The organism is Mesorhizobium sp. M0408, assembly GCF_040321495.1.
Lineage (GTDB): Bacteria > Pseudomonadota > Alphaproteobacteria > Rhizobiales > Rhizobiaceae > Mesorhizobium.
The window spans coordinates 143,784-165,910 of record NZ_JAMYRO010000005.1 but is presented as its reverse complement, the minus strand read 5'-3'; the positions used below and the strand labels follow the sequence as shown (position 1 = coordinate 165,910).

Below are 22,127 nucleotides of genomic sequence, written 5' to 3'. Positions count from 1 at the left end.
ACCCTCCGTCTTCCTGCTATCATGAAGATGAGAGGCCGTTGACCTCTTGATGCAACGGGCTGACTCGCAACGCTGTCACCGACGTCTCGCGCGCTTCCGGCCCGCAGCTACGGCCATCTGGGCCGTTTCGCCGAAGCCCGCGCGGCATGGCAGGAGGTGCTTCGCGTCAATCCCGACTATTCGTTGGAATACCGTAGCAAAGTCTTGCCCTACAAGAACCGGTCGATTTCGAACACGTGGTGGATGGGCTCCGCAAGGGGCGGTGCGGTGCAATGACAGGTGAGGCCTATGCGGCCGGATCAGACGCTAGAGGCTCCCCGATAGATCGCCGTCGCTTGCGGTTGCGCACTAGTCTCAGGTCGGCTTGATCTCTGCCTGGCCGATCTTGCGCCATCTGGCGTTTTCGCGAACCAGTTTCAGGTCGTCGGTCGTCTCGGCAAATGTCCGCAATCGGTATTGCCGGAGCAGGTTTGGGAAGAGCGCCACTTCCGGCAGGCCGGCAAGCTGCTCGCGGACTGAGATCTTTTCATCGATGACCCGCATGCCCCAGGCATTTTCCCGAACCTGCAGCTCCGCGGCCAGATCGCGCTCTTCCGGCGCGTTTTCGTCCAGCACGGCCAGAAGGATCGAGTGGAAAAGCGCTACGTAGCCAATCTGTCTCAGGCCGCCCACGACCCGCACGCGCGGCAATATGGCAAGGACGAGGAACGTCAGGAACAAGTTCGGCAGCAGCACGCCTTCCAGCAGCGCCCGCCTGAGATGTGGCCGCTCGAACGGGATGGAAAGACCTTGCGGCCTGTCAGGCTCGATCAGGTGCCCGTTCTCGAGAACGAGCTTGCGCACGCGCTCCTCGCGGATTCCCCAGAAATAGTCCGTGGCATTGGGCAGGAATCTGCCAAATGGGCTCGATGCGGCCTCTTGCCAGGCATGTTCGAGACGCTGGCGTCTTGCGGGTTCAATGAGCAGCCTGGAAAGAAGGCTGCCGTCATATTCCAGATGCCGCGCCATGGCAGCCGCGGCGGCCCGATCATCGATGAAAACCGGCAGGGCCATGCCGGCACGATCCCAATTGGCGACCAGATCCTGGTTCAGGGCAGTCAGCGCATCGGCGGCGGTTTCAAACACCTTGTCCTGGCTGGCAAGCAGTGTGCCCAGCCAGCGGCTGGCATCCGTTTCGTCGCCCACCGCTTCGAGCGCGCGCTTGTTGAGGGAGACGGGACCGGCCACGCAGGCGCTTTTGCGGCACAGTTTGTGGCGCCCCATGCCAAACAGGTTGATCTTGTCGTCGCCGACGTCGAGCCATCCCGGCCCCTCCCGGCCAACTGTCTCCATGGTCATTGTCGTTCCCATGAAGCCGACGAAGGCCGACAGCCCGTTTTCGACCGCGCCGAGCCAGGCAAGCAGGAGGGCATCGAAGGTGATCCGGTCCATCAGAAGCAGGCAGTGCAGGCCGGACTGAATCACCGGTCTGTGCTCGAACTCGTCGAGGGCTTTGCCGATCTCGTCAGGCTGCATGATCCTACCGAGGCGCTGATGCAGGACTTCGCGCAGGATCGAGCGGGCAGCGATCGCCGGGCCCGATGCAGGCCTTGCCACCGGCCGCCAAAGATGGCGGGCGTAGTCGGAAACCGGTGCATTCCAGTTCTGCTCGATGTCGCGCACGACCTCCGGGCAGAGCAGCGACAGCACAGCCAGAATTTCCACCGGAGGGGTAGGGCTTGGGTCAAAGACGGCGGTCATTGGTCCCGTCTAGCCGCTTGCGGTGCAAACGCCAAGCGAGACCAGACTTGCTGGATGCGGCCGGCCCACACATAGATCGTCAACTCGATTAAGATGGCGTGAGACGAAATGGCCGTATCCTACGCAGCTCTCCATGAGCAATCACCTGTTCGCTCCGCACGAATTGTCAGACTGGCTAAACAGCTAACGCCAAACAGCGGATCTTAGAACCGCAGCCGGGCCATGCTCAGGAGGTCGTGGTACTGCCCGTCGGTAAAGCCGGCCTTCACATGCCGGCCTTCGATCTCAAAGCCGTGGCTCTTGTAGAGACGGAGGGCCGGTTCGTTGTCGGCATAGACGGTCAATTCGACCCGCTTCAGGGCGCGCCAGTTGTCGGCCACGTCAAGCAGCGCGCCAAGTATGGCAGAGCCGATACCTTTGCCGACAAAGGCATCGTCAAGGCCAACATTGATCTCGCCGATATGCGAACGGCGCGGTGAACCCTGCACGACCAGGCTGCCATGGCCGACGACCTTGCCGTCCAGCTCGGCAACGATCCAGGTGGTTTCCTGGCCGGACTTGGCAATGCGCCGCGCCACCTGCTCCACCATCTCGAAAGGCATCCTGAACGTGCCCCAGCGGAAGCCCGGCATGTTGAAGATAGCGCAAAGCGCCTCCGCATCGCTTGGCCGGACGGACCGCAGCAGCGGCTGGATTTTCTCGGAGGGTGGCGAGGTCGTGCTGGTCATGGCGTTCCCGGCGAAGGCAATCGGCCCGGTACGATGCACCGGACGCCACCTGAAAATCCAGCCGTCTCTGACCTATGATGCCGATTGCGAGCTAAAAATTCCGGGAGGCGGCGTAGAGTTTGAAGACGCCGCTGATGCCTATCCAGCCGAAAAGGGCGAGCCAGCACAATGTCCCGGTCGCCGTCCAGTCGATCCGGTGCACCGCAGCGTCGGTGATGACGACGCCGAGGATGGCAAGCAGGCCAACCAGAAACTGCGCCAACCCGAGCACCAGCAGTTCCTCGCGCGGCGCGCTTCTCCAGACGAGATATATACCGCCCGCACCGGCGAGGAAGATGGCGCTGTAGACCTGAGCGTGGAAGGCATCGATCGGCCATGGCCAGATGCCACTGAATGTCAGGGGAAACAGCAACAGGCCGACGCCATAGAGCCCAAGGATCGCGGATTCCGCCGGCATGTAGCCGCTCCATGCGGGATTTAAGGTCACGCCTTTTGCAGAAGGACGGGCCCTGGCCCGCCACAGGAACAGCCCGGATACCGCGACCGAAGCAAGATAGACCAAAAACCACAGCCAGGGCGCTTTGCGCTCGAAGTTGAAATAGCCGAGATTGATGAACGAAGCCACCGACACGATGACGGTGAAGATGAAGGCCATGACGAGCACGAGCCTGCCGGGCGACCAGCGATTCCAGACCAGCAGTGCCGCCATCACGACCATTTCGGCGGTGTAGAAGCCACCGAGGAAGCGCGCATTGAACGGCGTGACGGCCCAAGGCCAGCCCGGTTTCACCAGCGCAGGCATGAAAAACAGGCCGGCGCCTACGATCAGGACGATGATGACCACCGCAGAAAAAAGGCGCAGGGCCGCGGGAAATGGCGGATTGTCGGATGTCGGCATGGGAGAAAATCCCAAAGATGAATGCTCCATGGACCATCATAGTGCTGCTTGCGGCCGGTTAAAATCCGCCGAATGGAAATTGAACGGTCACCAGGCTTATCCATTCGAATGGCCGTACGGTCCGTTTCGAAGTAAGATGGAGCACTCGGACCAAAGACCGGTCCGGTCAAAACGCCTCGGGGTGCATTTTCCGGAGCCTGCACGATGAACGAAGCTCAGGATCTGTTCTCACTTCTGCGACAATCGGCCGATGTCGATCCGCAGGCGATCGACGCGATCAAGCGAACCATCGCGGAGGGCGAGGACCGCGAACTTTGCCGCATCAATGCGCCAGCCTTCGCCAGCAAGCATGGCCTCGACGAGGAGCGCGCAATAAGCGCCTTTCTCCATGCGGCGCGGGTGGGTATCTTCGACATTTCCTGGAATGTACTGTGCCCCGGCTGTGGCGGCGTGCTCGACACCAACGCCACGCTGAAAACCCTGCAAAAGGACGAATACACCTGCGCGCTGTGCTCCGAGGGCTATTCACCGACCCTCGACGAGATGGTCGAGGTGACATTCACCGTCAGTCCCCGCGTGCGCAGGATTGCCGCCCACAATCCACACGAACTGCCGGTGGCGGAATATTTCCGCCAAATCTACTGGGCGTCCGGCGTCGATCTGCCGGAAGAGGATTTCGCGAAAAAGCTAGAAGCGTTCTCGCTGGAGGATATCGAGCTTGCGCCCGGTGAAAAGGCGGTTCTGCCCATACAGCTTCCGTCCGAATTCATCATCGTCTTCGAGCCGGTCACCCATTCAGCGCAGTTCATCGACGGGAAGGGCGAACCAACAAAGGAGCGCCGGAGCCTCTCTTTGGCCTTCGACCGCGACCATGTCCAGAACCAGACGCTGGAGATGCAACCCGGCCCGTTGCGCATTTCGCTGGAAAACCGGACCGACACCCGCGTGCTGCCGACGGTCTTCATCGCCGGCCAGGCATTGCATGATTTCCTGGGAAAACGCCGGCCCTTCCTGACCGCCAAGCGCCTGCTCACCAACCAGACGTTCCGCGATCTCTATCGCACGGATACACTCGACATCAACCAGCGCCTGAAGATCACCAGCCTGACGTTCCTGTTCACCGACCTGCGCGGATCGACCGAGCTTTACGAGCGGGTGGGCGACCTTTCAGCCTTCGATCTCGTGCGCGAGCATTTCCAGGTTCTGCACGAGATCGTCACGGCGGAGGCAGGCGCGGTGGTGAAGACGATCGGTGATGCGGTGATGGCGACCTTCGCGACGCCTGATCGTGCGATTGCTGCAGCCCTCAGGATGCGCGATGCCATGCGTACGCTCAACGACAAGAGCGGGCGCGAGGATCTGCTGCTCAAGATCGGAGTCCATGCCGGCCCCTGCATCGCCGTGTCTATGAATGAGCGACAGGACTATTTCGGCCAGACGGTCAACATTGCTTCGCGGGTCCAGAACCTTGCCAACGCACAGGCGATCTTCGCCACTCGAGCGGTGGTCGACGACAATCTCACCGCCGATCTCTTACACAGGAACGCGCTGACGCCCGTGCCCCACGAGGTCTCGCTGCGCGGCATTGGCCGGGAGATAGCAGTATACACGATCCCCTGAAGGCTTGGCCCCTGAAGATTTGGCTCGTCCCGGCCCCTCACACGCGCCTACAGATAAAATAACGATCGGCGGGAACCGAAGGTGGCGGCGGGAGGCGTTGCAACTGCGGGTGATCTAGCGGCGTGCCGCTGACCGCGATGCCGCCGACGCGAAGCAGGCGCGCGGTCAGATCGGGAAGCCAGGTAGAGGTCACTGCATCGCAATCTTCATAGCCGGTGCCGATGTCGGCATGAACAAGAGCGGCGTCGATGCCAATGAACCTGCTCGCCGTCTCGCGTATTTCGCCGAGCACGAGGTTTTCAGCTTCGGGAATTGAGCTGGCGTGTGCGGCAAGTGCGCGGTCGAACGCTACGATCCGGCGTCCGGGCAGGCGCTCGCGCAGATGGTGGAACGTCCGGCCATTGCCGAGGCCGAGCTCGAGCACAGGCCCCTCCATCTTCGCCACCTCGGCGCAGACATGATCAAGTATGTCGCGCTGTGCGGTCATCCTCCGGATGAAACTGTCAAGGCGACTCATGTGCGATTGTATGTCCAGAACCAGTTCACGAAATCAACTGCCCCCGACCAGAGCGTTTCGCGGCTGAAACCCGAGGCCGACGTGTTAAGCCCCGATCGAGTCTTGCCGCGTGTAGAGGCGGACGATGAACACTGCAACAAGCGAACAGTTGCCGACAAGGATCATACGGGTGGAGTCGGCGGCACTGCGCGCGGCGGAATAGCGCTGTCACTTGTAGGGGTCCGCGGCGTCCCGCAACCCGTCGCCGAGGAAGTTGAACGCCAAGATGACGAGAACGACGGGGAGCATCGGCAAAAGCAGCCATGGATAGAACGCGATCACGCTGACGCTGCGCGCCTCGGTGAGCAGGATGCCCCAGCTGGTTATCGGCGCCCTCAGGCCGAGCCCGAGGAAGCTCAGCGCCGTCTCGCCCAGGATCATGCCGGGTATGGAGATCGTCGCCGTCGCGATCAGATGCGACATGAAGCCGGGAATGAGATGCCGCCCGATGATGCGGCTGCTTCTGGCGCCCATCAATTGCGCGGCCAGAACGTAATCCTCCTCGCGCAAGGCTAGAAGCTTTGAACGCACGGCCCGCGCCAGTCCGGTCCAGTCGAGCAGCCCGAGGATGACGGTGATGCCGAAATAGATCAGGATCGGACTCCAGGTTATCGGCATGATCGCCGCCAGAGCCAGCCATAGCGGAATGCTGGGGATCGATTGCAGAACTTCGATTATCCGTTGGACGATCAGGTCGAAGATACCGCCGTGATAGCCGGCCAGTCCGCCGATGACAATGCCGAGCAGGAAGCTGAAACTGATGCCGACGAGGCCGATTGTCAGTGAAATGCGTGCGCCATAGATGATGCGCGAGAGCACATCGCGCCCCAGCCTGTCAGTGCCGGCCAGAAAGAGCTGGCCGTTTTCGGCGGGGCAGACAAAATGCCTGTCACCTTCGATAAGGCCCCAGAACCGGTAACTGTCGCCCTTGCAGAAGAAACGGATCCGCTGAACATCATCCTGTTTCTCGACGTAGTTCCGCTTGAGCGTGTCCATATCCAGCGTCATCTGGCGGCCATAGACGAACGGCCCGACGAACTGGCCGTTGTGGAACAGGTGCACTCGCTGCGGCGGCGAATAGATGTAGTCCATGTTGCGCGTGTGCAGATCGTAGGGCGCCAGGAACTCGCAGATCAGTATCCCGAAATAGAGCGCTGCCAGGAATATGCCGGATACAAGGGCAAGCCGGTGCCGACGGAATTTCCACCACATCAGCCGCAGCTGCGACGCCTGAAAGACCTTCGACTGCTCCGGCGTCATCGCCTCGACCGACTCCAGGTCAAAGGGCGCAATGGAAACGTAGTGTTGCAGCGGGGCGCCCGGAGCGGGCAGCGGCGATTGCGTGTTCATTTGGTGCTGCCGCCTTGCAAACGAATTCGCGGATCAAGTAGCGCCAGCGCCAAGTCGGAAATCAGGACGCCGATGACCGTCAGGAAGGCGAGGAACATCAGGAACGACCCTGCCAGATACATGTCCTGGCTTTGCAGCGCCTTGATCAGCATCGGCCCGGTCGTCTCCAAAGACAGCACGATTGCCGTGATTTCGGCGCCGGAGATGATGGCCGGCAGGATAGAGCCGATATCTGAAATGAAGAAATTGAGCGCCATGCGCAGCGGATATTTGACCAGCGCCCTGAAGGGATGAAGGCCTTTGGCGTGCGCGGTCACGACATATTGCTTATGTAGCTCATCGAGCAGATTGGCGCGCAGCCGCCGGATCATGCTTGCCGTGCCCCCGGTGCCGATGATCAAGACCGGAATCCAGAGATGGGCGAGGATCGATTTCGCCTTGGCCCAGCTCATCGGCTCGCCGAGATATTGCTGGTCCATGAGATGGCCGATAGACGTGCCGAACCAGATGTTGGCGAAATACATCAGGATCAGCGCCAGCATGAAGTTCGGAATCGCAAGGCCGAGAAGGCCGAAGAAAGTCAGGCCGTAGTCGCCCCAGCTGTATTGATGCGTGGCGGAGTACATGCCGATCGGAAAGGCGATGAGCCAGGTAAAGATGATCGTGACGAAGGAAACCAGCACCGTCAGCCACATTCGGTCCCCGACGACGTCGCGAACCGGCAGCTCATATTCGAAGGAATAGCCGAAATCGCCGTGCAGCATCCCGCCGACCCAGTAGAAGTAGCGAATGACCGGTGGCTTGTCGAAACCATATTCCTTGCGCATCATCTCGATGCGATCGGAATCCACCGCTTCGCCTTGAGCCCGAAGCTCGGCAACATAGCTGTCGAAATAGTCGCCTGGAGGAAGTTCGATGATCGTGAACACCAGTGCCGATATGACCAGCAGCGTTGGAACCATCACGGCGATACGCCAGACAAAATATCGAAGCACGCTCAGGACTCTCCAAGCCAGAATGTATCCGGCATATAGACACCGAAATAGGCGGTCGGGTCGTAGCCGTAGAGCGCCTTGTCAGGCAGATTGCGCAGCCGCGAGGATGCCAGAATCGGCTGATGCGTTCCGTTTACCGTGCCGATCGAAAACACCTGATCGGTATAGATCGACAGCATTGAATTCCAGATCTCGGCGCGCTCCGTGGCTTCGGTCGATGCGTTCCAGCGCTTGAGTAAAGCCATCAACTCGACCACGGGCGGAAGATCGGGCGCTTCGCCGACCTTGCCACGGGACAAGTAGTGAGCACCCCAGAGCGGCCATTGCAGCTGGTCATCGACGGTGGGGGCGAGTTGGTAGGGGTTCATGTCGGCGGTCGGCACGCCATTGTCGATGCCCGACCACATCGACATCATGATCTGGCCACCAAGCGCGCGGCTGCGGAAGATGTCGCGCTGCGAAGTCCGGATGAACAGGGCGATGCCGATCTTGCGCCAGTGATCGGTGATGAGCTCGAGCGCGTCGGTTTCCAGCGTGCTTTCGCCGGCCGTTTCCACTACGAGCTGCGCCGGGCGTCCGTCGGGGAGTATCCGCAGGCCGTCATCGTCACGCGCCTGAAGCCCGACCTCGTCGAGCAGGGCATTGGCCTGGTCGGGATCATGGGCGACCCAGGCTTTCGCGAATTCCGGCCGGTAGAGCGGGCTCTCCGGCAGGACCGTATCGGCACTTTCCTGCGCCAATCCGTAGAACACAGCCAAATTGATCTCGCGCCTGTCCACAGCGAGCGAAAGTGCGCGGCGCACGCGCACGTCACGAAAAAGGCCACGCCACACCTGGTCGGCACAATTCAGATTGGGCAGCAGCGCCAGCCGCGAACCTTGTGTGCGTTTCCAGAGATGCATCTTCACCGGGTAGCGCTTCTCCGCATCCTTCAGGAAGGAGTAATCGGTGAAGTCAATTCCCATGCCTTGCAGGTCGCTCTCGCCCGCACCGGTCTTGGCGGAAATGATCGCCGACGAGCTGACATTCATGACAATCCGGTCGACATAAGGCAGTTGCCGGCCATTCTCGTCTATTCGATGAAAGAACGGGTTCCGCTCGAAGACGAACTGCTCAGCCGGCGGCTTGGTCCGGTTCTGCCAGGGATCGAGCGTCGGCAGTTCCGGGTTCTCCGGGCGATACTGCCGCGACATGCGGATATGCAAGAGCGTCCATTTCTGGGCCCGGTTCTCCTTCATTAGGCCGGCGAGCCGGAATGGATCTTGGTATTTCTTGTGGAACTGCTTGAGATAGGCGGCCGGCAGAACAAGCGATAGGGGCGAAGCAGCGGCGAGCTTGGGCAGGAAGTCGGGATTGGGCGCATCCCAACTATAGCGGACCGTCAACGGATCGACGATCTCGAAGCGTGGCGGCTTGCCGTCCGCCAGCAGGGCCGGGGCGAGCCCGCCTTGCGAAAGCTCATCGTTCAGCCAGACATCTTCCCAGCAATAGCGAAAATCCTCCGACGTCAGCAGGCTACCGTCAGACCATTTATGTCCTTCTCGTATCTTGAAAGTGAAGACACGATCATCCGCTACATCGAAACTTTCGAGAATGTCGGCTTGCAGGTTAAGCTTTTCGTCATAGCCGACCAGGCGAGCGTACCCGTAGATTGTCATCATCCGGATGTCTTTCTGGCTGCCGATGATCGTGCGCAGCGTGCCGCCATATTGGCCGGGCTGCCGGCCCATCGCGGCGAGATTCAACGCGCGAGGGCGCTTGGGCAGGCGTTCGGCGAGTGCCGGCAGCGCTCTGGCCTTCAGCTGCGGCTCAAGAAATTCCGGCTCCAGGTCGCCGGCGCGCAACGTGCCCGGCAGAAATGCCGAAGCCATGAGTCCAAGGACGGTGCGCCGGCTGATCAATGGCGTAGCTCGCTGAAATCGGCCGAACGTCGGGCCAGCACGAGGTGGCCGCCGCCAAGATCGAGCGGCGACAGCATATCCTCGTCGCCCTCGTCGCGGAATTGCGGTCCCCATGCGCTGGTGTCGGAAGCGCCGCTGAGTTTCAGCGTCTTGAAATCCATCGGCCTGTCGAGATCGGGGAAAGGTACTGCGGCGACCAATGAGCGCGTGTAGGGGTGGACCGGTTTCCTAAGCAGAATTTCGCGCGGCGCGAGCTCGACGATACGCCCGCCGCACATCACCGCGATACGGTCTGCCATGTAGTCCACCACCGCGAGGTTGTGGGATATGAACAGGTAGGTCAGGCCCAGTTCCTTCTGCAGGTCCTTCAGAAGGTTCAGGATCTGCGCCTGGACAGAGACATCGAGTGCCGAAACCGGCTCGTCGCAGATCAGGAGTTCAGGCCCCAGCGCCAACGCGCGCGCGATGCCGATACGCTGACGCTGCCCGCCGGAGAAACTATGCGGATAACGCTTTATGAAGCGCGGGTCGAGCCCGATTGCCTGCATCAGGCTCTTGACCGTGGCGAGTCGGGACGCGGCACTGCCACGTCGATGGATTTCCAGCGGCTCGCTCAAAATGTTCTCCACCGTCATGCGGGGTGAAAGCGACGAAACCGGATCCTGGAATACCATCTGGATTTTCGCGCGCAGCATGCGCAGGGCGTCTCCCTCGGCTTCCAAGACGTCGATCGGACCATCGCGGCCATTGAAGATCACAGAGCCGCCGGTAGGGGTGACAGCCCGCATGAGGATCTTGCTGACGGTGGTTTTGCCGGAGCCGCTTTCGCCGACAAGACCCAGGCACTCACCCCGCCTGATATCAAAGCTCACGCCGTCCACGGCGCGAACAGAGGTTTGATGATCTCCGCCGAACCATCCGGACTTGCGGATCGTGAAGGTCTTTGTCAGATCCCTGACCGACAGCAGGATGTCGTCCGGCCCCTTCGATGCCGGCGCCGTCTGCTTGCCGAGCAGGTTCCCGACATTCACCGGCACCTCGCGGAGCGCCTTTAGCCTTTCGCCGGGCTTCAGGTCGAAATGCGGAACGGCTGCCATCAGGCCCTTCAGGTAAGGGTGGCCCGGCCGGCGGAATATCGCCTCCACAGGTCCCGCTTCCATGATCTCGCCATGGTACATGACCACCACCTCGTCGGCGACGTTGGCGACTACGCCAAGGTCGTGCGTGATCAGCAGCATCGCCATGTTCAGCTTCGTCTGAAGCTCGCGCAGCAATTGCAGGATTTGCGCCTGGATGGTGACGTCCAACGCCGTCGTCGGCTCGTCGGCGATCAACAGCGCGGGCCGGCAGATAAGCGCCATGGCGATCATGGCGCGTTGACGCAATCCTCCCGAAAGTTCAAAGGGATACATGTCATAGGCGCGCTTGGGGTTGGGAAAGCCGACAAGTCCGAGCATTTCCTTGGTCCGCGCCTTGCGCTCCACCCAAGCCATGGGCGTATGAATCTGCAGGGATTCGCTCACCTGATTGCCGATCGTATGCAGCGGCGACAGTGATGTCATCGGCTCCTGAAATATTTTGCCTATGCGGCTGCCTCTCAACGCCCGGATTTCGGGTCCGTCACGCGGCATCTGCAGGATATCCTGCGTCGTGCCGGGCTTTTCAGGATCGGAAAACAGGATACGCCCGCGAACATGGGCTGTGTTCGGCAAAATGCCCATCACTGCCTGGCTAAGAACCGATTTTCCGGAACCGGACTCGCCCACAAGCGCAGTAACCTTGCCGGGCAGGACGCGAAGATTTGCACGCCTGACGGCATGCAACGGTCCCCCTATAATGGCAAAAGAGATGCCAACATCCTCGATCCGCAGCAGATCAACGCCCAAATTCATTCTCACACCAGCCCCCACTCTGGCAGGTCCAGAAGGCGAGACTAGCGCATTGCCAGCCTAGAGCAACTTGGATTCGAACAGTCCCCAGTTCCCTGGCGGAACCGGCGACCGGACTGCATACCAAACGCGTTCGGATCAGATCGTGGCGGTTACTGGAGCTTCCTCGGGTCGCCCGCGGACGGCCGCGCGGCATTGCGATGAAGCAGCATGACCTGCTCGGCGTCCGATATTCGGTCGTAAATCGGCTCCAGCGCACCGTCTTCGTCGAGCGAGAGAGCACCCGACAAATCGGGTGAAAGCACCGTTAGCTTCTGCCTGATGCCCGCCAGTTCCTCCATGCCGAGCGCCAGCCAGTTGTTGGCGCCGCAATAGCCGGCGAAGTCTTTGCTGGCGAGAACGCTGTGCGGATATTTCTTGGTCAGGGTCTGGAGGCGCTGGACCTCGTTTACAGCCGAACCGAAGACAGAGAATGTGAGCCGGTCGGTAAGCCCGACATTGCCGAACATCACATTGCCGACATGCAGGCCGATACCATAGTTTATGTCGCTCAATCCCTGCTGCTTTCTGCGCAGATTGAGATCCATCATGCGCGCGGTGGCCTTGTGCGCTGCTGCAAGAGCAGCCTGGCAGGCGATCTCGGACTGTGAACGGTGCCTTGCGCAAGGGTAGACGGCAATGAAGCCATCACCTATGAAACTCATGATCTGCCCGCCCTTGCGATTGAAAGGTGCAGCAGCGGCGTCGAAAAACTGGTTCAGCGTATCGATATAGACTTCGCGGCCGGAGGTTTCGGCAAGTCTTGACGACCCGCGCATGTCGCCCATGACCAGTGCCGCCCGGATTGTATCACCCTCGCCGCGCTTGATCTGGCCGTCGAGCACGCGCCTGCCGGCGTCGCCGCCGAGATAAGTGGTCATCATGTTGTCGGCAAGCTTGGTGAGCACCGCCATCTTGGTTGCGATAGCGAGATGGTTCTGGATGCGCAGCAGCGCCGAAATCATGCTGTCGCTGAAGCCTGCAGCACTGTCGGTGGACCAAGACCCGATCATGCCCTGACTGGTGTTGCCGCTGAAGGGATGGACGAAAGCCATGTAATCGGTGACGCCCATCAGCTTGAGGTCATCGAAAACAGGAAATTCCGACGGCACCGACGGGTCGAGCCGGCGCCGCAGATGGTCGAGCTTGTGGCTGAGCAGATGGTAGTATGGGCTGGTCAGGAATCTGTCGGAATGAACGCCGTTCTCCTTGCGGAAGCCTTCCACTTCCAGGCCCTGGCCGCGGAGCCAGGTGAAGCCGAGCGCGTCATAAAGCGGATGAAGCATCGAAAAGCTCAAATGCACCCGCTTCAACGGCAGGCCGGCAGCAGCCAGCCGTTCACAAAAGCCCCTTACCAATGTTTCCAGGTCGTCGCCCGCCAACGCCGATTGGGTCAGCCAATCGGCAACCTTATCCATGAGAATGGCAGAAATTTCTGCTTGCGCTGTGCTCATGCTATCTCGAAATCTCCTTGCACAAATTCGCCGGCTCGGACGCCGTCAGGCCTTCACCACCGCCTCTCGGGCTAGCCCGAGGCGGCCAAAAATATTGCGTGTGTCGACGATCAGTAGAGCGTGATCCGCGATCGCCTGATAGTCGATCGCGTCGTGGTCGGTCGCAACGACGACAGCGTCGAAATCCTTCAAGGCCACCTCGGTCAATTCGACCGAGCGACGCCCCTTGATCGCCATATGCTCCCGTGTGCCCGGGATTTCGGCAACATGCGGATCGTGGAATTCCGCCTTGCCGCCCCATTCCTCGATGAGTTCAATGAGCCGCAATGAGGGGCTTTCGCGGATGTCGGGCACATTCTTCTTATAGGCGAGCCCGATGATGAGAATGCGCGAGCGGCTGAGCGCCTTGCCGCAGCGCCGGTCCAGCGCCTTCGCCAGTTCATCGACCACATGACGCGGCATGGCCGTGTTGATCTCTGCCGCCAGCTCGATGAAGCGGGTCGGCAGTTCGTATTCGCGAGCCTTCCACGTCAGGTAGAAGGGATCGATCGGAACGCAGTGCCCACCAAGTCCAGGGCCAGGATAGAAAGGCATGTAGCCGAAGGGCTTGGTCTTTGCCGCCTCGATCACCTCCCAGATGTCGATTCCCATCGCCCCGAGCACGACCTTCAACTCGTTGACGAGGGCTATGTTGACCGAGCGGAAGATGTTTTCCGTCAGCTTGACCGCCTCGGCGGTCGCCGTGGTGGAAACTGGAACGACGGTCTTGACCACGCCCTGGTAGAAAGCCTGCACGAGCGTTGCCGCTTCAATGCCGTCCCCTGCCACGACCTTGGGGATTGTCGCGACCTCAAAGCTGCGGTTGCCGGGATCCTCGCGTTCGGGCGAGAAGCCGAGGAAGAAGTCTGTCCTCGACTGCAAGCCGGTTTTTTCCAGGATGGGCTTGATCACGTCGTCGGTGGTGCCGGGATAGGTGGTCGATTCCAGCACGATCAGCTGGCCGAGACGCAGATGCTTCGCGATGTTGCCTGCCGTGTTCCTGACAAAGGAGAGATCCGGCTCGCGGTGTTTCGTCAGTGGCGTCGGAACGCAGATGATGATGACATCGCAGACGGCCAGTTCGGCAAAATCCGCAGTGGCGCGGAACCGTCCGCTTGCCACCTGGCCGGCAAGGGCTGTCGACGTCACCGCCTCGATGTAGGATTGGCCGTTGTTCAGGCTCTCGACCTTCTGGCCTTCGATGTCGAAGCCGGAAACCGGGAAGCCGGCGCGAGCGATCGCGACCGCCAGCGGCAACCCGACATAGCCCAGTCCGATCACGCCGACTTGCGCGGCGCGCGTCGAAATCCGGTTCAGAAGACGGTCATATGTCGATCGTGAGGCGTCCAAAAATCTGCTTCCCGTCAATTCGGACAGGCCGTCCGCTTCCATGGTGAGGCTCACCGCTCCCAAGAACCCCGAGGCATATTGCGGAAAATCGATGTCCGCAAGCCGTCAGATCGGCACCTTCGCCTTCAGGCTTGCGGCAGCCATCGCATAGCCGCCGGCGGCGCCATCGATGAAATGAACGTGATCGCGCTGCAGCGGCGATGCGACGAGGCATGTCATCAAGGCCGATTTCTGGCGGTGCAGGCCATAGTTGCAGATGCCCGCCTCTTCCGCCTGTTTCAGCCGGTTCTCGATCCGTTGCAACACATCCGCGTCAACGTCGATGGTCATCTTCAAGCCATCGTCGAACTTCCGGAAATCCGAATTGCTGGCCACTTCGCGTTTGTAGATCTTCGGATCGAATCTGCCGATCGTCCAGCCAAATCTATCCGCAACAGCCGTAAGCGTCATCAGGAACACTATCCACAGCTTCGACAGCCACCGCCGTCCTGCCGGCGCCGTGGCCCGCGCCTCGACATCGAGGCCGGCGGGCAGCAAACTATAGTCCGGCCCGTTCACCGGCACCGGGTGGCCATCGCGTTCCTGCCTGCCGGCAAGGGCGATGATGTCGGAAACCAGAAACTGAAAACCGCGCAAGTCGCGCGACGCCCCCGGTATGGCTATGATCGAGACGATTTCGCCATGCCGGGCTTCGATCGGGTTCCAGCGGCACGAGAGGCCAGTCAGATCCGGTCGCGTGCCGGCCGGCGCAGGATCGATGCGGTAGCGCCCCGCTTTCATCTCGGCTTCCGCCCAACTGCCGCCACCTCCGGCGAACATGGCATAGAAGACCGCATCAGAGGCCTGGAACCTCGCCACGCGAACATCGAGGCCTTGCGCTCTTATATCCTTTATCGGCACGATTGCGGCACGCAAGGTCAGATCCAGTTCGTCCGCCACCCATCTCTGGACAGCCGCCAGCGCGTTACGGGTGATCTCCAGCGCCGAGCCAGGAAACGCCACGAGCGCGCCGTCGCCGCCGAAGACAAAGGGAAGATCTTGCCTACCCAGCGCATTGAGCAGCGCCGAAATGACGCTGGCACCGGCCATATTGACGGTTTTATAGCGCCCCGCCTCGATCGCCTTGGTCGAGCCGACGATGTCTGCGGTGGCCAGCGCCCAGCCATCGGGGAGAGGCCGATAGTTATCGATATCGGCAACGCTTTCAAACTTTGCGAAGACCGGCAGAGAAGCAACAAACGGATCGGACGCGGCAGCTGTTTCCATGAGCATCAGATAGCACATTCCAGTGCTTGAGGGTGAAGTCGATCATGCTTCGAAATTGACTTGCGCAGGCTTTCCGATGATAGGGTCCGGGGATGCGAATTGCCTTCTATGCGCCGCTGAAGTCGCCCAATCATCCCGTTGCCTCCGGCGACCGCCAGATGGCACGGATGCTGGTCAAGGCGCTGGAGCATGGAGGACATAGCGTCGAACTGGCATCCGAATTGCGCTTCTATCTACGCGAACCGGATTCGAAAAGTTTCGATGCGCTCAAGATCGAGGCCCGGGAGGAAGCCGCGCGGCTGGCAAGGCTTTGGGATCGTGACGGCAAGCCCGATCTGTGGTTCACCTATCATCCCTATTACAAGGCGCCCGACCTGATCGGGCCCGAACTGGCGTTGGCCTTTGGTGTCCCCTATGTGACAGCGGAAGCCTCCTATTCGAGGCGGCGCAACACCGGTTTGTGGGCCGATACGCAAGCGTTGGTGGCGCGAGCCGTCGAACAGGCGGCGCTGAACATCTGCTTCACGCAAAGGGATCGTCAGGGACTGGCAGATGCGGTACCCGACGCCGCTTTCGGCATGCTTTCGCCCTTCATCGACACATCGCTATTCCGGGAAACGCCGGCACGCGGTTGTCCGACGCGCCTCGTTACCGTCGCCATGATGCGCCCGGGCGACAAAGTCGAAAGCTATCGCATGCTGGCGCAGGCGCTCGGTTCGATCGGTCACCTGCCCTGGACCATGTCGGTCGTCGGGGACGGACCTGCCCGCGAGGAGATCAAAGCGCAATTCGCCGGCTTGCCCGCCGAGCGTATCGAATGGCTTGGCGCGATTGAGCCAGCCGCCGTGCCGGATGTCCTCTACAGTGGGGGAATTTACGTCTGGCCGGGTTTCGGCGAGGCCTATGGCGTTGCCTATCTTGAAGCACAGGCCGCCGGCCTTCCGGTTGTGGCTCAGGACGTCGCCGGCGTGCCGGAGGTCGTCCGGAATGGCCAGGCCGGGTTTCTCACCCCGCCGGACGATGTGGCGGCGTTCGCTTCTGCCATTGAAAGGCTTCTGGCCCGTAACGACGAAAGATCCATCATGGCCGCAGAAGCCAGACGTTTCATCCTCGAAGAACGTTCTCTCGGTGCTGCAGCGGCGCGTCTGGCCGAACTTCTTGCGAAGATCCCGGTCTGATGACATCCGATCAAATCTGGCAACCCTTGGTGGAGGAACTGGCGAGCCGGCAACGGGCGGACCGTAAGGCAGAGTTCTGGCTGCGCGACGATGACGCCGTGGATCCGACGCCTGCGCTTGATCGGTTGCTCGACCTCACCGGTGAATTCGCGGTTCCGGTGACTCTGGCCGTCATTCCCGCCCTGACTGACGAGAAGCTTGTCGTTCGGCTTGACGAGGCGCCGCATGCCACGGTCGCCATCCATGGCTGGGCGCACCGAAATCATGCGCCCGAGGGCCAGAAGAAGCAGGAGCTCGGCGCGCATCGGCCACGCGAGGCGGTGCTCGATGATCTGGCTCGCGGGCTGGCGCACGTAACCGGCCTGCACGGCGCACGTGCCGTTCCGATGCTGGTGCCACCCTGGAACAGGATCGACGCCGGCTTGGTATCCGACCTTGGATCGATAGGATTTTCGGCATTGTCGGTCTATGGGCCGCCAAGGCCGGCTTCACTTGCGGTCATCAACAGCAATGTCGACATCATGGATTGGCATGGCACGCGCGGCTGCCGCGATCATGGCCTATTGGTTCAGACTATCATCGCGCAATTGCAGCATGCATTCGATGGGGGCGAACCGGTGGGCCTGCTCACCCACCATCTCGTACATGATGAATCGGCCTGGCTCTTCCTCGAACGGCTGTTCACAGTCACCGCACAGACTGAAGCCTGCGCATGGCTTCCGATCAGGACATTGATCGGGCGCAGCGCCGGTAGAACAATTCCAGGAAAGTATGAACGGTTTCCGTCCGGAATTGCGTCAAAACAAAGAGATAGAGGAAAATAGCTCAGCGCCTTTTGCGCAATGAGACTGGAAGTTTGAGCGTCTGGCCATCCCGCGCGGCAAAAGCGCCGGTAAACCTGTCCTTGGCCAGCTTCTGGATCTTGTCCAGTTCCTTGTCGGTGCGTGTCGGATCGTGGTGAAACAGCGCAAGCCTCCGCGCACCGGCCGCCTCACAGAGCTTGACGCCCTGTTGCCAAGTCGAGTGCCCGTAACCGCGGCGGCGTTCCATTTCCTCCTCGGTGTAGGTGCAATCGTAAATGACGAGGTCGGCATCTTCGATCAGGCCGAGCACCGCCTGATCGAGTTTGTCCGGCTCGTGCTCAGTGTCTGTGATCACCGCCACGACGCCGCCGCCCCATTCGACCCGGTAGCCTATGCAGCCGCCCGGATGCATAAGACTGCCGGTTCGGACCACCACCCCTTCGCGCGGGTGAAGCACGTCTCCAGATACGAAATCGCGATAGTCGAGGCTTGCCTTGCAGGCCTCCAGTTTCACCGGAAACCACGGCGGCCGCATGAACTCATCGACCATCTGCCGGGTCGTCATGTGTCCTGCAAGATGCCCGGACCAAAGCGTAACCTTGGCGCCCCGGTCATAGATCGGCGCAAAAGACGGCAGCCCGATGATGTGATCGTAATGGCAATGGGTGAAAAGCAGGTCGAAATCGGTCACGCCCAACGCCTGAAGCGCCGCGCCGGCAGGCCGTAGGCCAGAGCCTGCGTCGAACAGAAGCGTATGCTTACCGCATCGCATCTCGACGCAGATTGAGTTGCCACCATAGCGAGAGAATTCTGGCCCTGATACCGAAATGCTGCCGCGGACACCCCAAAACCTGACCAGGAAAACGTTGTCGTCCATGCTACCCCTTCGCCCATCATATCCAAACAACTGCTGCTAGGCGAGACAGGCTTTCTCCGGGTGATCTTCTCAGCGAGAGGACAGTGCCGTCACGACGGCGAGGATCGAGCGCACGTCCTTCGTTATTTGGCGCTTCGTGCGTCGATCAGATCCGCGGTCGTATGGCTTAGGCGATCGGCAAGAACCCGCAATATCTCGATGGTCATTTCCGGGAACTCCCTCATAAGCCTCAGGAAATGATCCTTGCGGATTCTCAGGGCTTCCAGCGGACTTGCCGCTCTGACGGTGGCAGTGCGGGAGCTGTTGCACAATATGGCGATCTCGCCAACGATCGAATTTGGCTCCAGTTCGGCAACTTTTATCGGTCCGCTGTCGGAATCGACAAGAATATCCGCCCTGCCTGAAAGGATGACATAGGCGGCGTCTCCCTCGTCGCCCTGCCGGAAAAGGATCTGGCCGGCGCTGTAGCTCACACGATCGGATGTGAACGCAAGCAGCTTGAGCTTTGTCGGCTCGATGGCAGAGAACAAGGGAACGCGTTGCAGCATTCCAACTTCATCCTTGAGCAGCATTGTCGCAAACCTTCCAAAATTCGCGTTTGCCAGACTAGAGCAATGGACGCCCAGATGGAATCAATTCTCTTTCCGGGATGGCGAGACAAACCACGCGAAAGGTGGCGAGCCCGATATCGTGCACCGGCAGAATGATCCCATCTGAATGTCCGTTGCTCTATGACAACAGTTCCTTGAAGATACCGTTCCCTGCCAAAAGTGTCTCGTGTGTTCCGTCTTCCGCCAATTGACCCGAGTCGAAGACGATAACGCGATCGAACATCATCGCCATTGCCGGATTCGTCACGACCCACACAATTGCCGGCGAATGGCCGTCGCGCCTGGCTTCCTCGAGCACATTTCGCAGCACCTTATCCTGCATGCGCTGGTCGAGCGCCGACAGCGGCCGGTTGAGAATGAGAAAATCGGGACGCTTGAGCAAGGCCCGGGCAACATCGAGCTTCTGTCGCTGTCCACCGGTCAGCCGCCTGCCGCCGGAGCCGACGTTGAAGTCCAGGCCGACATCCAGAAGTTCGCCATAAAGCCCCAGTTCGTCAAGAATGTCATAGACGATGGAGCGTATGCGGTCGGGCGCGTCGGGATGATTGTTGCCCACACGCCCGAACAGGACATTATCCATGACGGTGGCCGCGGCAATGTATTTGGCAGGATCATACCGTTCGACCGCATTGTGCATCTCGGGCGGCAGGTCTTCATAGAACCGGTTGCGTGCAGCGACGATCTTGCTCATCAGCTCGTCGCTCAGCAGGCCGAAGCGGTGCCGGGGCTCGATATAGGCAAAGCTCAAGGTGACGATCATGGCGCGATCGTTCTCCGAAACCGCCTCGTAGGGACGGTTCTTGAGCCGTTGCAGCAAGGTTTCGTAGGCGGGTATCTCCTCCGCGCTCATGAAGGCGAGCTGCTGGAAGAACTGGTGATCGGGCGGCAGGTCGGCAAACAGCTCGATCGCCTGTTTGGCGATCTCCAAGCCCATTTCGTAGAGCGTGCGGTCGAGGCCGGCTTGCCTCAGCACGGAAGCAAAATAGGGATTGGCCGCCAGGGCCCTGTCGGCCAGTTCGGGGCCGGCGGCAGCGCCGAAGAGCAGGTTTTGGCCGATCGTTGCTTCCTTGTTGTAGGCGCCCGGTTCGAAAGGAACCACCAATCCGCTCAGCCCCTCTTGTTCCAGCCGGGTCCGCAGCGCCGCACGCAGTTCGACGATCCGCCTGGCAAGCTCCGTGTGACGCGTGAGATCGGCCGAAGAGCGCAAGCCGAGATCCAGAATGTCACGCGACAGAACAACCGCGTCGAGCACCCGGCGCACGGCTTCAAAGAGGTCGTGCGGGCCGGTAGCGCCAGCGGAAGCATAGTTGATCCAGTCGCTGTGGATATCAAGATCCGGATTGCCCGACCGGCGCGCCTCGTGAATGTTCCAGCGGTGCTGATCTGCCGCAGCACCGTCATAAGGCACCGATGTCAGCGGCGCATGCTTCAACCCGTAGAGCAGGTTGTCGCGGAGGCTTGCCTGGAACAGGAAAACATCCGACGAGGCATACGACATGCGCCGGCCGGTTACTGCTTCGGGGAGTTCAAGCAGGTCGTCGGTGCCCGAAGCGACCCTTCCGCTGTCCGGCCAGTTCAGCCGCGCGAAGGCTTCTGCAAGCGCCTCCGCTCCACCTGTTGCGGTACTGACCAGTGCCACCGTCTCACCCGGCTTGACCTGGAGGGAGATACGGTTAAGGAGCATTGCACCGCCATCGTCTGCTACGGACAGATTGATCGCCGACAGCGGCTTGGTCATCGGATCGGGATCGTCGATCGTCAATACCCCGATTTTCGGCGCGATGAGACCTTCGACGGTGAACTGTTCAACGACCTGTTGATATTTGACCTGGACATCCTGCCGATCCTGATCCCAGTCGATCAGTTCCTTCATCGGTCCGGGCAGGTCCTTGTAGGCGCCGATCACGGCCACGAGCTGGCCGACGTCCAGCCGCCCCTGGAGGACCAGATACCCGCCGATCATGTAGAACAGAAAGGGCGTGAGCTGCGCGAGAAAATTGTTGAGGAACTTCACCATGAATTTCCATTGGTAAAGATCGAAGCGGATCTTGAAGATGAGCCCGAGCCGGGCAGCTATGTCGGCGCGCTCGTAGTTTGATGTATCGTGGACGTGAACCGCGCCGATGCCGTCGACGATTTCGCCAACCCGGCCCGAAAGCGCGCGCGCCGTCAACTGCCGTTGGCGCCCGAGCACGATCAGCCGCCGCCGCATTCGCGGGATGAGCACGATCTGGATCGCCACGATCACGACCGCTATCATTCCGAGCCAGACGTTCTGGATCATGATGAACAGCATGGCCGTCAGCGCTTGGCCGCCGAGCAGTACCGGCTGCAGGAAGGCGTCGCCGATGAAGCCGCCCAGCGGCTCCACCTCGTCCTTCACCATGGTCGCCACTTCGGCGGATTTCACCCGCTTGAAGTAAACTGGCGGAAAACGCAGCACACGGTCGACCAGATCGAAGCGGATACGCCGCAGCATGCGTTCGCCGAGGCGGCCCTTGTAGGTGTTGATGTAGAATTTGAACAGGCCGTTGATGACGACTAGCAAGAGGAACACAAGGCTCAGGGCAAACAGGGTCTCCTCGCGGTCGAGCTGAAAACCGGAGAAGAACTGGACCTCTCCAATGAACGGCAGGTTGTAGTGTAGCCTCATGAATGGCTGGGTCGCGCCCGGTTGCTCGAAGCCGCGACCTTGGATCGGTCCGTTGACGATCAGCTTCGGCAGGTCGAAGGACATGAAATACGGGATCATCGAAAGCACGACGATCATCAATATCCAGAGCTGCTGCTTCTTGGTGTGCGTCCAGATATAGCGGGCTAGGCTGGCTTCCAT

The 22,127-nt window shown here is 60.5% G+C and carries 17 protein-coding genes and 1 pseudogene; 4 read left to right on the top strand and 14 right to left on the bottom strand.

Annotated elements, in window-relative coordinates; all coding sequences use genetic code 11:
- Window positions 1–31 precede the first annotated feature (31 nt).
- Window positions 32–257: pseudogene (locus tag NKI67_RS07925) on the top strand (tetratricopeptide repeat protein); the annotation flags it as partial.
- A 97-nt stretch (window positions 258–354) separates the two neighbouring features.
- Here NKI67_RS07925 and NKI67_RS07920 read toward each other — a convergent pair.
- From NKI67_RS07920 to NKI67_RS07910, 3 genes are all read right to left on the bottom strand, one after another.
- A complete protein-coding gene (locus NKI67_RS07920; protein ID WP_023675973.1) occupies window positions 355–1,740 on the bottom strand; it encodes a hypothetical protein in 1,386 nt (461 codons plus the stop codon).
- Window positions 1,741–1,943: 203 nt separating this feature from the next.
- Complete coding sequence (locus tag NKI67_RS07915) at window positions 1,944–2,468, bottom strand: GNAT family N-acetyltransferase (RefSeq protein ID WP_023675972.1); 525 nt, start codon at window positions 2,466–2,468, stop codon at window positions 1,944–1,946.
- A 91-nt stretch (window positions 2,469–2,559) separates the two neighbouring features.
- Window positions 2,560–3,366 carry a hypothetical protein gene (locus NKI67_RS07910; RefSeq protein WP_352644938.1) on the bottom strand — a complete coding sequence of 269 codons (807 nt, stop codon included), beginning with the start codon at window positions 3,364–3,366 and terminating at the stop codon, window positions 2,560–2,562.
- Window positions 3,367–3,570: 204 nt separating this feature from the next.
- Here NKI67_RS07910 and NKI67_RS07905 point away from each other — a divergent pair, with 204 nt between their 5' ends.
- Window positions 3,571–4,986 carry an adenylate/guanylate cyclase domain-containing protein gene (locus tag NKI67_RS07905; protein WP_023675969.1) on the top strand — a complete coding sequence of 472 codons (1,416 nt, stop codon included), beginning with the start codon at window positions 3,571–3,573 and terminating at the stop codon, window positions 4,984–4,986.
- A gap of 37 nt (window positions 4,987–5,023) precedes the next feature.
- Here the strand turns inward: NKI67_RS07905 and NKI67_RS07900 are convergent, their stop codons facing one another.
- From NKI67_RS07900 to NKI67_RS07865, 8 genes are all read right to left on the bottom strand, one after another.
- The gene (locus NKI67_RS07900; RefSeq protein WP_023675968.1) at window positions 5,024–5,503 is read right to left on the bottom strand and encodes a class I SAM-dependent methyltransferase; all 480 of its coding nucleotides are present in this window, start codon (window positions 5,501–5,503) and stop codon (window positions 5,024–5,026) included.
- Between the two features lie 207 nt (window positions 5,504–5,710).
- On the bottom strand, window positions 5,711–6,892 hold the full coding sequence (locus tag NKI67_RS07895) for an ABC transporter permease (protein WP_031211575.1): 1,182 nt from the start codon (window positions 6,890–6,892) through the stop codon (window positions 5,711–5,713).
- Entirely contained in the window at window positions 6,889–7,887 is a 999-nt protein-coding gene (locus tag NKI67_RS07890) for an ABC transporter permease (protein WP_023675966.1), read from the bottom strand. The genes NKI67_RS07895 and NKI67_RS07890 overlap by 4 nt, the downstream gene beginning before the upstream one ends.
- Before the next feature lie 2 nt (window positions 7,888–7,889).
- Window positions 7,890–9,788 (bottom strand): ABC transporter substrate-binding protein, encoded by a 1,899-nt coding sequence (locus NKI67_RS07885; RefSeq protein WP_023675965.1) that lies wholly within the window; start codon window positions 9,786–9,788, stop codon window positions 7,890–7,892.
- On the bottom strand, window positions 9,785–11,680 hold the full coding sequence (locus NKI67_RS07880) for an ABC transporter ATP-binding protein (protein WP_023675964.1): 1,896 nt from the start codon (window positions 11,678–11,680) through the stop codon (window positions 9,785–9,787). Before NKI67_RS07880 ends, NKI67_RS07885 begins: the two co-directional genes overlap by 4 nt.
- A gap of 149 nt (window positions 11,681–11,829) precedes the next feature.
- Window positions 11,830–13,170 carry an adenylate/guanylate cyclase domain-containing protein gene (locus tag NKI67_RS07875; RefSeq protein WP_023675963.1) on the bottom strand — a complete coding sequence of 447 codons (1,341 nt, stop codon included), beginning with the start codon at window positions 13,168–13,170 and terminating at the stop codon, window positions 11,830–11,832.
- A gap of 45 nt (window positions 13,171–13,215) precedes the next feature.
- Window positions 13,216–14,601 (bottom strand): nucleotide sugar dehydrogenase, encoded by a 1,386-nt coding sequence (locus NKI67_RS07870; protein WP_023675962.1) that lies wholly within the window; start codon window positions 14,599–14,601, stop codon window positions 13,216–13,218.
- 63 nt (window positions 14,602–14,664) lie between these two features.
- Window positions 14,665–15,825, bottom strand: a complete 1,161-nt coding sequence (locus NKI67_RS07865) for a DUF3095 domain-containing protein (RefSeq protein WP_023675961.1) — start codon at window positions 15,823–15,825, stop codon at window positions 14,665–14,667.
- Window positions 15,826–15,917: 92 nt separating this feature from the next.
- Between NKI67_RS07865 and NKI67_RS07860 the strand changes: the two genes are divergently transcribed.
- Both NKI67_RS07860 and NKI67_RS07855 read left to right on the top strand, forming a co-directional pair.
- Window positions 15,918–17,003 carry a glycosyltransferase family 4 protein gene (locus tag NKI67_RS07860; protein WP_023675960.1) on the top strand — a complete coding sequence of 362 codons (1,086 nt, stop codon included), beginning with the start codon at window positions 15,918–15,920 and terminating at the stop codon, window positions 17,001–17,003.
- Window positions 17,003–17,827 carry a polysaccharide deacetylase family protein gene (locus NKI67_RS07855; protein ID WP_023675959.1) on the top strand — a complete coding sequence of 275 codons (825 nt, stop codon included), beginning with the start codon at window positions 17,003–17,005 and terminating at the stop codon, window positions 17,825–17,827. The genes NKI67_RS07860 and NKI67_RS07855 overlap by 1 nt, the downstream gene beginning before the upstream one ends.
- Before the next feature lies 1 nt (window position 17,828).
- Here NKI67_RS07855 and NKI67_RS07850 read toward each other — a convergent pair whose 3' ends face one another.
- The 3 genes from NKI67_RS07850 to NKI67_RS07840 form a co-directional block, all read right to left on the bottom strand.
- Window positions 17,829–18,683 carry an MBL fold metallo-hydrolase gene (locus NKI67_RS07850; protein ID WP_023675958.1) on the bottom strand — a complete coding sequence of 285 codons (855 nt, stop codon included), beginning with the start codon at window positions 18,681–18,683 and terminating at the stop codon, window positions 17,829–17,831.
- Window positions 18,684–18,805: 122 nt separating this feature from the next.
- Window positions 18,806–19,255 carry a cyclic nucleotide-binding domain-containing protein gene (locus NKI67_RS07845; protein WP_023675957.1) on the bottom strand — a complete coding sequence of 150 codons (450 nt, stop codon included), beginning with the start codon at window positions 19,253–19,255 and terminating at the stop codon, window positions 18,806–18,808.
- 157 nt (window positions 19,256–19,412) lie between these two features.
- Complete coding sequence (locus tag NKI67_RS07840) at window positions 19,413–22,127, bottom strand: ABC transporter transmembrane domain-containing protein (RefSeq protein WP_023675956.1); 2,715 nt, start codon at window positions 22,125–22,127, stop codon at window positions 19,413–19,415.

What these genes read in the sequence shown, in the direction of transcription:
- NKI67_RS07915 (WP_023675972.1), bottom strand. Translation starts at nt 2,468, where the DNA reads ATGACCAGCACGACCTCGCCACCCTCCGAGAAAATCCAGCCGCTGCTG.
- NKI67_RS07875 (WP_023675963.1), bottom strand. Translation starts at nt 13,170, where the DNA reads ATGAGCACAGCGCAAGCAGAAATTTCTGCCATTCTCATGGATAAGGTT.
- NKI67_RS07855 (WP_023675959.1), top strand. Translation starts at nt 17,003, where the DNA reads ATGACATCCGATCAAATCTGGCAACCCTTGGTGGAGGAACTGGCGAGC.
- NKI67_RS07905 (WP_023675969.1), top strand. Translation starts at nt 3,571, where the DNA reads ATGAACGAAGCTCAGGATCTGTTCTCACTTCTGCGACAATCGGCCGAT.
- NKI67_RS07850 (WP_023675958.1), bottom strand. Translation starts at nt 18,683, where the DNA reads ATGGACGACAACGTTTTCCTGGTCAGGTTTTGGGGTGTCCGCGGCAGC.
- NKI67_RS07840 (WP_023675956.1), bottom strand. Translation starts at nt 22,127, where the DNA reads ATGGAAGCCAGCCTAGCCCGCTATATCTGGACGCACACCAAGAAGCAG.
- NKI67_RS07900 (WP_023675968.1), bottom strand. Translation starts at nt 5,503, where the DNA reads ATGAGTCGCCTTGACAGTTTCATCCGGAGGATGACCGCACAGCGCGAC.
- NKI67_RS07880 (WP_023675964.1), bottom strand. Translation starts at nt 11,680, where the DNA reads ATGAATTTGGGCGTTGATCTGCTGCGGATCGAGGATGTTGGCATCTCT.
- NKI67_RS07845 (WP_023675957.1), bottom strand. Translation starts at nt 19,255, where the DNA reads ATGCTGCTCAAGGATGAAGTTGGAATGCTGCAACGCGTTCCCTTGTTC.
- NKI67_RS07860 (WP_023675960.1), top strand. Translation starts at nt 15,918, where the DNA reads ATGCGAATTGCCTTCTATGCGCCGCTGAAGTCGCCCAATCATCCCGTT.
- NKI67_RS07870 (WP_023675962.1), bottom strand. Translation starts at nt 14,601, where the DNA reads ATGGAAGCGGACGGCCTGTCCGAATTGACGGGAAGCAGATTTTTGGAC.
- NKI67_RS07910 (WP_352644938.1), bottom strand. Translation starts at nt 3,366, where the DNA reads ATGCCGACATCCGACAATCCGCCATTTCCCGCGGCCCTGCGCCTTTTT.
- NKI67_RS07920 (WP_023675973.1), bottom strand. Translation starts at nt 1,740, where the DNA reads ATGACCGCCGTCTTTGACCCAAGCCCTACCCCTCCGGTGGAAATTCTG.
- NKI67_RS07865 (WP_023675961.1), bottom strand. Translation starts at nt 15,825, where the DNA reads ATGGAAACAGCTGCCGCGTCCGATCCGTTTGTTGCTTCTCTGCCGGTC.
- NKI67_RS07895 (WP_031211575.1), bottom strand. Translation starts at nt 6,892, where the DNA reads ATGAACACGCAATCGCCGCTGCCCGCTCCGGGCGCCCCGCTGCAACAC.